Origin of the sequence: Bifidobacterium sp. (genome assembly GCF_022640935.1) — a bacterium.
GTDB lineage: Bacteria > Actinomycetota > Actinomycetes > Actinomycetales > Bifidobacteriaceae > Bifidobacterium.
Map to the genome: position 1 here is coordinate 49,677 of NZ_JALCCV010000009.1, position 10,627 is coordinate 60,303.

General features: G+C 63.2%; 9 protein-coding genes. 8 read left to right on the forward strand and 1 reads right to left on the reverse strand.

Annotated features, from left to right (window positions below):
* Positions 1-64 precede the first annotated feature (64 nt).
* The 8 genes from LKG04_RS03910 to LKG04_RS03945 all read left to right on the forward strand — a co-directional run bounded on the left by LKG04_RS03910 (position 65) and on the right by LKG04_RS03945 (position 9,217).
* The gene (locus tag LKG04_RS03910; protein ID WP_291763292.1) at positions 65-499 is read left to right on the forward strand and encodes an Rv3654c family TadE-like protein; all 435 of its coding nucleotides are present in this window, start codon (positions 65-67) and stop codon (positions 497-499) included.
* Between the two features lie 124 nt (positions 500-623).
* Positions 624-1,634 carry a diacylglycerol/lipid kinase family protein gene (locus tag LKG04_RS03915; RefSeq protein WP_291760192.1) on the forward strand — a complete coding sequence of 337 codons (1,011 nt, stop codon included), beginning with the start codon at positions 624-626 and terminating at the stop codon, positions 1,632-1,634.
* Between the two features lie 243 nt (positions 1,635-1,877).
* The gene (gene dnaX / locus LKG04_RS03920; RefSeq protein ID WP_291760189.1) at positions 1,878-4,799 is read left to right on the forward strand and encodes a DNA polymerase III subunit gamma/tau; all 2,922 of its coding nucleotides are present in this window, start codon (positions 1,878-1,880) and stop codon (positions 4,797-4,799) included.
* A gap of 70 nt (positions 4,800-4,869) precedes the next feature.
* A complete protein-coding gene (gene recR, locus LKG04_RS03925; protein ID WP_291760186.1) occupies positions 4,870-5,472 on the forward strand; it encodes a recombination mediator RecR in 603 nt (200 codons plus the stop codon).
* A 90-nt stretch (positions 5,473-5,562) separates the two neighbouring features.
* On the forward strand, positions 5,563-6,336 hold the full coding sequence (locus LKG04_RS03930; protein ID WP_291760183.1) for an aspartate kinase: 774 nt from the start codon (positions 5,563-5,565) through the stop codon (positions 6,334-6,336).
* 167 nt (positions 6,337-6,503) lie between these two features.
* On the forward strand, positions 6,504-7,070 hold the full coding sequence (locus tag LKG04_RS03935; protein WP_291760180.1) for an ACT domain-containing protein: 567 nt from the start codon (positions 6,504-6,506) through the stop codon (positions 7,068-7,070).
* A 215-nt stretch (positions 7,071-7,285) separates the two neighbouring features.
* Positions 7,286-8,356, forward strand: a complete 1,071-nt coding sequence (locus LKG04_RS03940; protein WP_291760177.1) for an aspartate-semialdehyde dehydrogenase — start codon at positions 7,286-7,288, stop codon at positions 8,354-8,356.
* 240 nt (positions 8,357-8,596) lie between these two features.
* Positions 8,597-9,217, forward strand: a complete 621-nt coding sequence (locus tag LKG04_RS03945; protein ID WP_291760174.1) for a DUF5701 family protein — start codon at positions 8,597-8,599, stop codon at positions 9,215-9,217.
* 235 nt (positions 9,218-9,452) lie between these two features.
* Here the strand turns inward: LKG04_RS03945 and LKG04_RS03950 are convergent.
* Positions 9,453-10,627 (reverse strand): glycosyltransferase family 4 protein (locus LKG04_RS03950; RefSeq protein ID WP_291763295.1); only part of this gene is annotated, 1,175 nt, incomplete at its 5' end.

Consider the following 10,627-nt stretch of genomic DNA (forward strand, 5'->3'; position numbering starts at 1 on the left):
AGTTCGTCGGAATGCAAGGACGCCGCAGAGGCAAGGAGGTCATGGAACTATGAAAGCGACAGGAATGAAAGAAGCAAGGGAGGCGAAAGATGCTGAAGAGATGATTGAATCCGAGACACGAAAGAAAACGAATGTCGCTTCGCCGTGTGATGCGCGCGGCAGCGATCCGGGGACCGGGACGATAGCGGGTGCCATACTCATCATGCTGGCAGCCGTGATGCTGTCCGTCATCGCAGCTGCCGGAAGCTTGTTCATTGTCCAGGCCCGGGCGCGTTCCGCCGCCGACCTCGCGGCGCTCTCCTCCGCAACATCCTTATGGAATGGCAATGGGGAGCCCTGTGCCGAGGCGAAACGTATCGTTCTCGCGCACAAGGGCCGGCTCGAATCCTGCCGTATCGATGGCGAGGTCGTGGCCGTCAACGTCTCGGTGCGCACCCGGGTGCCGCTGATCTCCAGGATCTCCAGATCGGCCCGTGCCGGGCCTGTGGATTGTCTCTGATCGGATGGGTGACGCAGCGGGTGGCCGGGTTGAACAGCGGCGCCAGTGTGACCGTGCGCACATTATTGCTCTGGTGCTGCCGTTTCGGTGGTGCGGCGGCAGCCGTGCGGTTATCGTTGCCACTATGAGTACTGCGCATGCGACCGTGGCCCTGGTCGGCAATCCCTCCGCGAGCCGCGGCAGCGGGCCCAGGATCGGCGCACAAGTGTTGTCCCGCCTGAACGAGGAGGGCCTGCGGCATGATTTCGGCGTGCTTGATCTGACGGGTCGCAGCTATGAGGATTCGCTCGCGCAGGTTCGGGCTCGGAGAGATGATTTTGGCTTCCTCGTCGTGGCGGGCGGGGACGGCATGGTCTCCTTGGGACTCAACGCTGCTGCATCGGATGGTGTGCCGCTCGGCATCGTTCCTATGGGTTCGGGCAATGATTTCGCCCGCGGTCTGGGGATGCCCGTGAATCGCATGAATGACGCGGTTCATGACATCGTCGCGTCGATTGTCGCTGGAAGCCGACGTAAAGTCGACATGGGTGTTATCAGATTCGTGGCGGGAGGCGCGAGTGATTCGGACGGCGAGTTGTTGGAATCAACTAGGGATTCGAGTGCGCGGTATTTCGCGGGAATGCTGTCGTGCGGGCTGGATGCGAGCATCAACGACCGCGCGAATCATTCGAGGTTGCCCATCGGCCCGATGCGGTATTTCGCTGCAACGCTTAGGGAAGTCATCCATTTGCAACAGTATGGTTACCATATCCGGGCCGTGCTGCCAAACGGGAATACAGACGAGCGCACCATCGTGACACCGCTGTTGGCCGTCGCCAACTCGCGCCATGTCGGCGGCGGCATCGAGCTGTCGCCGAAGTCCGAGTTCGATGACGGGCTGCTCGATCTGGTATGGCTCAATCGCATGCCGTCGCCGGCGCAGATCGTGAATGCGCTGTCGAAAGCCTACAACGGAACATTGTTCACTACCGGATTATTCGGGTGGCAGCGCGTGCGCGCCATCCACATCGAGGGCTCGTCTCAAGGGGTCGAGCCGCCTGCCCTGATGGCGGATGGCGAATACGCAGGGCATTTGCCTGTAACGGTCACAGTGCGACCGCAAGGCCTGAACCTGCTTGTTCCTGCAAAGGCATAGCATGCGGTTTCCGGTCGGCGCGCCGACGCGGCAGACCGGCCTTGAGCGGTGATCGCGCTTGGGCAAGGGTCGCGCCTTGCGGGGAACATGGGTTCAAGGAAACGCAGCTTGTGGGAATATATAGCCTGCGGACGCATATACCGCGTGGATGCAGCGGGCGTGGACACACGAGCCGCGGGAATGCAGGCTGCAGCGGCTGCAGCGAATGAAATACGTGATGGGATCGCTTGAGGGAGCAAGATAATGGCATTGGCGTTATACCGCAGATACAGGCCCGACACGTTCGCCGGCGTGATCGGACAGGATCAGGTCACGGTGCCGCTCTCCCGCGCGCTCGACGAGGGCAAGCTCACCCATGCGTATCTTTTCTCGGGGCCGCGCGGATGCGGCAAAACCAGTTCCGCCCGCATTCTCGCCCGGTGCATCAACTGCGAGCAAGGGCCGACATCGCATCCATGCGGCGAATGCGAGAGCTGCCGCGATCTGGCGACCGGAGGGCCGGGATCGATCGATGTCGTCGAGATCGACGCGGCAAGCCACAACGGGGTCGATGATGCCCGCGAACTGCGCGAACGCGCTACATTTGCCCCTGCGCGTGATCGCTACAAGATTTTCATCCTCGACGAGGCCCATATGGTCACGCAGCAAGGTTTCAACGCGCTGCTGAAAATCGTCGAAGAACCACCCGAGCATGTGATGTTCATTTTTGCTACTACTGAGCCGGAGAAGGTCATCGGCACGATCCGATCGCGCACGCATCATTACCCCTTCCGACTTGTGCCGACGGAGGTTATGGGCCCGTATCTGCAAGGGATTTGCAGACAGGAGCATATCGAAACAGAGCCCGGCGTGCTCAAGATCGCCATGCGTGCCGGTGGCGGTTCAGTGCGGGACACGCTCTCCGTGCTTGACCAGCTGATGGTCGGTTCGGTGAATGGCACCATCACGCGTGATTCGGCCATTTCTCTGCTCGGGTTCACGCCGGATGCTCTGATCGGCGAAGCTATAGACGCTGTGATCGGCCGCGATGGCGGAAAATTGTACGGCGTCGTGCAGAAAGTCGTTGTCGGAGGATTTGATCCGCGCCGCTTCGTTGAAGACCTGCTCTCGCGAGTCCGCGATCTGCTCGTGCTGACTCTGGGCGGAGAACGCGCGGAAAGCATGCTCGGCGACGATTCCGCGGCCGAGGACATGAAGCATTTGCGCATGCAGGCTTCGGCGTTGGGCTTGACTGCCCTGAGCACCATGGCCGAAACGATCAATGCGGCGCTCGCCGCCATGACCGGGGCGGTGTCTCCGCGCATGCGGTTGGAGCTGCTGGCCGCACGCCTGCTGGCCGGTCGCGATCCTCAGACCACGCTCATTGTGGGCACCACGAATGCGCATGCGGATGCCGACGGCATCGCGTCTGCACCGGGCGCCGCCGGGCACTCAGGGCGGGATCGGCAGGGCTCGGCCCGCAGCGGTTTTGCCGGCTCGAACCGAAGAAATGCCCCCGGGCAGACCAATGCCACACCCAATGCTGTTGCGCAAAGGAATACGGAACCCATTTCCGCGTCCGTTGAACATGCCGGCGCAGTTCACGCCGCCGCGAATATGCCCGCTGCTGCCGAGGGCTTCGAATCGGCGTCGGTTGCCGCGTCTGCCGACGCTGGTGCATCGGTCTCGCCCGCATCGCAAACGGCGGCGCGCGGCGCAAGCCCTGCAACGAATGCTGCGCCGGCCGCCTCGCAGGGTGCCGGCGATGGTGCGGTGTCGGTGGCGGACGCCCGCAGCGTGGATGAACGGTGGGACGCCGTCGTCGCCGCGCTGCCTGACGATGTGCGCGAATACGTCACGCGCGACAAGGTCGTGCGCGTCGCCCTCGCTTCGAATTCGGCGGGCAAGCAACGGGTCGCGATGACCTTCGACCGGCCGTTGAGCCAGCATGCTTTCGCGCTCGCCGTCTCCTCAGATCAGGAGCATCAAGGGCGCAAGGCGGCGAAAGTCGTTCTCGCCGGCGTGCGCACGATTTTCGGAGAGAACACGATGATCGCGCCGACAACAGTCGCGGCCAATGGCGAGCGGGTGGAGCCGACCGCGCGCATGGACACGCAACAGCTTGCACAGGTCAAGAAGCAGATCGTCATGGAGAAGGCCGGTTTGGCTTCGGCCGGCCTCGCTGCGCACGTCGCGCCGCATGCCTCCGGCCATCCCAAAGAGGGCAAAACGCCCGCAGCCGACGGCTCGGACAACTCAGACGAACCCGTTCACCGGACGGCGCAAAACAACCAGGAGGGCGCAACCGCGCATGAACCGGCGGCTGGGCTTGATAATGAAGATCCTTGGCTGCATTCGTCGCCCACCGTACAGGTACAGGATGCCGGCCGAAACGAGCACGAAGAAGACGGCAGCGTTTCCGCTGTGGATGCGGGAGCGGCGGGCAAGGGCCCTGCAGAGCCGAATCCGCTAGAACAATCTCCAGCCGTATCGCAATTCTTGCCGCGCGAACAGCAGCAACAGCCGCTGGCAGGCTCCTCTCACGGGCCCCAACACGCTCAACCGCATCACAGGCATGTAGCCGTCCCAGATATGAGCAATGACGAGGACCCTTGGTCAATGCCCCCTGAACCGATGCCCGACGACGAGATCGAAGGCATTGCCCCGCCGGATCGCGGCGGCGGCTTCGCCGGGCATAACGGCGCACACGACCAGGACGAAGACCCTTGGGCGGTGCAGCCGCAGAATCTTGGCGTCGCCATGGAACCGGGCATGCAATCAGATGCTTGGCCTGGCGGGCGGCCACATGTGCAGGCAGACACGCAATCAGCGTCCGGATTCGCCGTTGCAGGGCGGCTCGGCCCTGATGCGTCGGCGGTGTCGGGCCAGTCGGCTGCAAGACATGATGCTGATAACGAGCCGCATAGCTCATCAGCGGCTGCGACTGCTGGGCCTGATACCGACGCAGCTGCCGTGAGCTCTGCCCCAAACGATCCGCAAGTCGCGTCCGAAGACGACGAGTACTCGTTGAACGACGAATCACTCGGCGCGGCGACAGCAATGGGCCTGGAAGAGATCGAGAAGTTGTTCGAGGTAAAAGGCGTCGAAGATTTCGCCGCCGACGATCCGCACAACCCGAGGAACATCCAACCGCCCAGCAAGGCCCGCAAACAGCAGGAAAACTGAGTGCAGAAGACTGAATAAAACAAGACTGGGCAGACGCGAGACTGGCAGCAGAGAAAACCGAGGAAAACCTATGGCATTGGCTTACGATGGCGCGATCCAGCGCCTGATCGACGCATTCGCGCGTTTGCCCGGCATCGGGCCGAAAGGCGCGCAGCGCATCGCCTTCTACCTGCTTTCCGCCAGCGGCGAGGAATCCCAGGATCTGGCCGAGGCTATCAGCGAGGTCAAGGAGAAGGTGCGCTTCTGCGACATCTGCGGCAACGTGTGTGAGAGCAGCCCTTGCCCGATCTGCGCCGACCCGCGGCGCGATCACAGCCTCATCTGCGTGGTCGAAGAGCCCAAGGACGTGATGAGCATCGAGCGCACGCGCGAGTATCACGGCACCTATCATGTGCTGGGCGGCGCCATCAACCCGATGGCCAACGTGGGGCCGAATGATCTCAATATCCCCAAGCTGCTGGACCGCCTCAAAACCGACGAGGTCAAGGAGATCATCCTTGCCCTGGACCCCAATATCGAAGGCGAGGCGACAACCACGTATCTCAGCCGGCTCCTGTCTCCGCTAGGCATCCTCGTCACCCGGCTGGCCAGCGGACTGCCCGTCGGCAGCGACTTGGAATACGCCGACGAAATCACGCTCGGACGCGCGCTCGCCGGACGCCGCGAGGCGTAGGGCGAGCGGCGGCAAATCGACCATCCGCATAATCGTGCCATTTGCGTACAATGATCGCAGCAAATCAGCGAAAACAAGGATTGGACAGTCGTGGCTCTTATCGTGCAGAAGTACGGCGGCTCATCGGTTGCTGACACGGATTCGATCAAGCGCGTCGCCAAGCGCATCGTCGAGACGAAGCGGGCGGGCAATGACGTGGCTGTCGTGGTCTCTGCCATGGGCGACACCACGGACGACCTCATCGACCAGGCGCTGAGCATTGATTCGAATCCGCCGGCGCGCGAGATGGACATGCTCATGACCGCGGGCGAACGCATCTCGATGAGTCTGCTGGCGATGGCCATCCACGCCGAAGGCGCGAAGGCGCGTTCCTTCACCGGTTCGCAGGCAGGCTTCATGACCGACGCGCAGTTCGGCACCGCGCACATCAAGGCTGTGCGGCCGGCGCGTGTGCGTCAGGCGATGGAAGAGGGCTGCGTGGCCATTGCTGCGGGATTCCAAGGAGTGAGCGAAATCGGTGACGCGACGACGCTGGGCCGGGGCGGCTCCGACACGTCGGCGGTGGCGCTCGCGGTGGCGCTCGGCGCCGACGTGTGCGAAATCTACACTGACGTCGATGGCATTTTCACGGCTGATCCGCGCATCGTTCCGACGGCCCGCCGCATCCCTGCGATCGACTACGACTCCATTCTGGAAATGGCTTCGTGCGGCTCAAAGGTGCTGGCGCTGCGTTGCGTCGAATACGCGCAGCGCTTCGGCATGCCGCTGCATGTGCGCAGCTCTTTTTCACACCGCATGGGAACCTTGATCGTGCCTGACGGCGTCGACCCCCGCACGCTGCCGAACCTCAGCCAAGCGGCATGAGGGACAGCCGAGGACGCGGTTCGAATGGATGTTCATTTTTCCGGAAACGCGTGCGGCAGCCCAGCACGAACTGCCGCACGATGGAACCGCACCCAGTGCGATTCCATCCGGCGCAACCTGCCCAATGACTCACTCAATACAACAACGAATCGAAAGGCCAGAAACCTATGACCGATAACGCGAATGTCTCAATGGGCGATCTTTTCCCGGACCTCGGCCCCGAGGCGCCGGTGATATCCGGCGTGGCGCACGACCGCAGCGAATCCCTGGTGACCGTGCGCGGCATGCCCGACCAGCCTGGCATGGCGGCGCGGGTCTTCACTTCGCTCGCCCAGGCCGGCGTGAACATCGATATGATTGTGCAGGCCGGCGCCTCGACCGGCACGGCGGACATCTCCTTCACTGTGCCCAGTTCGACGGCCAGGCATGTGCAGGACGTGCTCGAAGACAAGCATGAGGACCTCGGCTACCAATCCTTCGATGTGAACTCCAACGTCGGCAAAGTGGCGGTCGTAGGCGTGGGCATGAAAACGCACTCCGGGCTGGCGGCGAAATTCTTCAACGCGCTCAGCGCGCATGACATCAATGTGATGATGATCTCGACATCCGAGATCCGCATCGCCGCGCTCGTGCCGCTCGAGGACCTGGACGAGGCTGTCAAGGCGCTGCACACGGCCTACGGCTTGGACGCCGACAAGGTTGAAGCCGTGGTCTACGGCGGCACCGGCCGCTGAGGCGACTCGTGCATTTCCGTCGTCGCGGCCTCCATGCTGGTGAATGGGTCCATTGCCGGGCGCGACCATAGGCATGAGGTCGTTTCGTCGGTTTTGTCGCTGCGATGTGGACACTATAAGGCATAGGCATATGCCGGGCATGCGCGCGTTGGCGGCGATAACTCCCAAACGCGCATGCATGGCAGGCGAATCCGGCGTGAAGGAGTCGATCAGATATGGTGCAGATGCACGAACGCGGCGTGAATGTAGCGGTGCTGGGCGCGACCGGCCAGGTGGGCATGGTCATGCGCCGCGTGCTCGACGAGCGTGACTTCCCGGTGCGCGACCTGCGTTTCCTGGCGTCGGCGCGCTCCGCCGGCACCCGGCTCACATGGCGCGGCGTCGATATCCCCGTCGAGGACGTCGAGCAGGCCGATCTGTCGGGCATCGATATCGCCATATTCTCCGCGGGCGGGGGCACGTCGAAAGTCTGGGCGCCGCGTTTCGCAGCGGCCGGCGCGTATGTGGTCGACAACTCCTCGCAATGGCGCATGCACGACGACGTGCCGCTGGTCGTGGCCGAGGCCAATCCCGATGATCTGGACGACATTCCGACCCGTATCGTGGCCAATCCCAATTGCACGACGATGGCCTGCATCCCGGTCCTGAAGGCGCTGGATGCCCAGTTCGGCCTGAAGCGGCTGATCGTGAGCTCGTACCAAGCGGTTTCCGGCGCCGGCCGCGCAGGAGTCGAGCAGCTGATGAACGAGGCTGCGGCCGCCGTCGAGCAGGGGGCGGACAAGCTCGTGTTCGACGGTTCGGCGATCGACTTCCCCGAGCCGACCAAGGTCGTGCGCACGATCGCGTTCAATGCGGTGCCCTTCATCGGCGCTATCGTCGATGATGGCTCCGAGGAGACCGATGAGGAGCAGAAGCTGCGCAATGAAAGCCGCAAGATTCTGCACCTGCCGAACCTCGCCGCATCCTGTACCTGCGTGCGTGTCGGCGTGTTCACCGCGCACGGCATGAGCGTCAATGCCGAATTCGAGCATGACGTAACCCCCGATATGGCCCGTGAGGTGCTCGCGACCGCTCCCGCCGTCGAGCTGAACGATATTCCTACCCCGCAGCTGGCCGCAGGCAAGGATCCGAGCTATGTGGGCCGTATTCGCCAGGATCAGGCGGTGGATGGCAAGAAAGGTCTCGCGTTCTTCATTGCCAACGACAACCTGCGCAAGGGCGCGGCCCTGAACGCCGTCGAATTGGCCGAAATCATCGCCTGCAAGCACTTCGCCGAGCAGCTGTAGGGCTTGGCGGCCATTGGACTGCCGCGGCCGCAGAATTATGACGGCTGGGTCGTACGCCTGCAGTCTCGATGCCCGCTGGGTTCGGCCTGTCGCGAGCATTTCCGGCGAATTGATGGCTCGGCCGACCCGGCACGTCATGTGGTTCGGCGTGCCACGGCTCCCGCACTGTCGCCTTCATCTGGAAGCCGTGACGCACTGACAGCGCGTGTCACCGGTCCGCGGCAGTGGGATACTGGAGCTATGTCGAAGGCAGCGCAGGAAGCGCAAAAACAGCTGGATCGCATCGTGGCATTGGGATACCCCGATGTGGCCGATATGAGCGACGATGCCTTCCGGGCGTTGGCCTGTCCGCTCATCATGGCTTTGGAAGGCAGTGACTTGGGCACGAATATCCTGCTGGTGCCTACGCACGAGCTGGTGTCGCCGGAATCGCTGATCGCGCGTACAAGCATCAACCGCATGGCCGGGTTCACGACGATGCCGCCACGCGATATTGCCAGCTTCCAGCCGCAGGACGGCTTCGAGCCGCCCGAGGGCCCGTTCTATCTCGTCGTGGATCCGCATACCGGCACGTCCTACGTCAATCGCGAGCCGGACGTGGCGCGCAAGCTTATCGATTCGGACGAACGCCTGCCGCTGACGCTGGAGGAGGGTCTTGCCATCGCCACGCAGCATCCTGATTGGCTGGTGAAGAAGAACGGCTTCAATCTGCTCGGCTCGCGCAGCACCGATGGGCGTGTGCCCAGCATCTGGATGAGTCAGAACTCGCCTAGGCTTGGGTCCGTTTGGCCCAATTCGCGCCACACTTGGCTCGGCAACGCCTACTGCGGCGCCCGCCGCGGCGTGTCGTTATTACGCTGAGCCGTTAGGCGGATAGGCCAGTGGGTTTTCCGCAGGTTGAGCTGGGCAACCCCAAGTTTGCGACGCAACTCGCCGAGCGGCCGCAAAGCTGCGCGGCGAGTCAGACGAACCAACGCATCACATACCGGAGAACCCTCCAAGAGCGAGTAAAAGCCACGCCCCGGGTTCCTGTAATACCATCACGCAAACTGGCCTGTTGGCGTGGCACAAGTACGAAAAACGGGCGAAGGTCATCCTATCCACCGCGTCTTCTGTCTGCAATCGCCTTCATGTATACGGCTTCGACCTGATTGGCCACGGTTTTCACATCGTACCGTCCCAGCAGTGCGGATTGCCGGGCATGGATAGCCTCGGCCCATGGCTCGTCAGCGAGTGCCCGGGTTATCCGGCGCGCCAGTGCGGCGTCTCGACCGGTGTCAGGACCCATGTGATCCGCGTTGCCTGAACGATTCGCACGATTCGCGCGACCTACCGGGAACAGCGCGTCATCGTCGTCCAGCAAGGTCGAACGGTAGCCGGGATTGTCGCCGGCGAGCACGACGCGCGAACCTGCGGCAATGGCCTCCAGCAGCACGATGCCGAAGGATTCGCCCCCGGTCGAAGGGAACACGGCCACGTCCGCGCTGGCCAGCAGCGCAGGCTTGTCCGCTTCGGTAATGAATCCGGTGAATTCCACCGGCGTGCGCAATGTTGCCGCCTGGGCTTGGCACCGGGCCAGCAGCGGTCCTTTGCCTGCCAGAGTCACATGCATGCCAGCGGGGAAGGCATCATGCTGTTCGCCCCAGCGCAGTGCGTCAAGCAGAATCCCCGCCCCTTTGCGGGCGACGAAGCGCCCGACGAACACCACATGTGGGCCATTGCCATGAAACTGCGCGATGCGTTCCGCGCCGGCCGCCTCGCGCGAGCGGACAAGCCTATCCACGTCGACGGGGTTGGCGATGACGGTGCTCGAAACGTGCGCGGTGCCGCGTGCATACACGGCAGCGACCGGGGAGACCGCCACTACCTCGTCGACACGCCGATGCGAGCGGCGATTGATTGCGCCCAGCAGTTTGCCGCCACTGTAAGCCAGCCGGCCTGTGGGGGCGATATGATACGTGGCCACGACGCCAACGGATGGCGCAGCCGCTGCGAGCACTTTCCCGGAAAGCAGCGGGCTGTAAGGGGCTTGCACGTCGAGAACGTCATAGTTCCCGTCGCGCAGCACGCGGCGGATATCGGCGCGGTTGGCGGATATCGGGATACGCATGCGGTTGCCGTTGAAGGAGACCATCATGTTCCGGGCCAGCGAATGAGCGCCAGGGACGGGGGAGTGCTCGGTCTGCCCGACCAGATATTCCACATGATGGCCGCGCCGCGCCACTTCGCGCCCCAACGTAATGATGTGCTGTTGAACCCCGTCGAAGACAT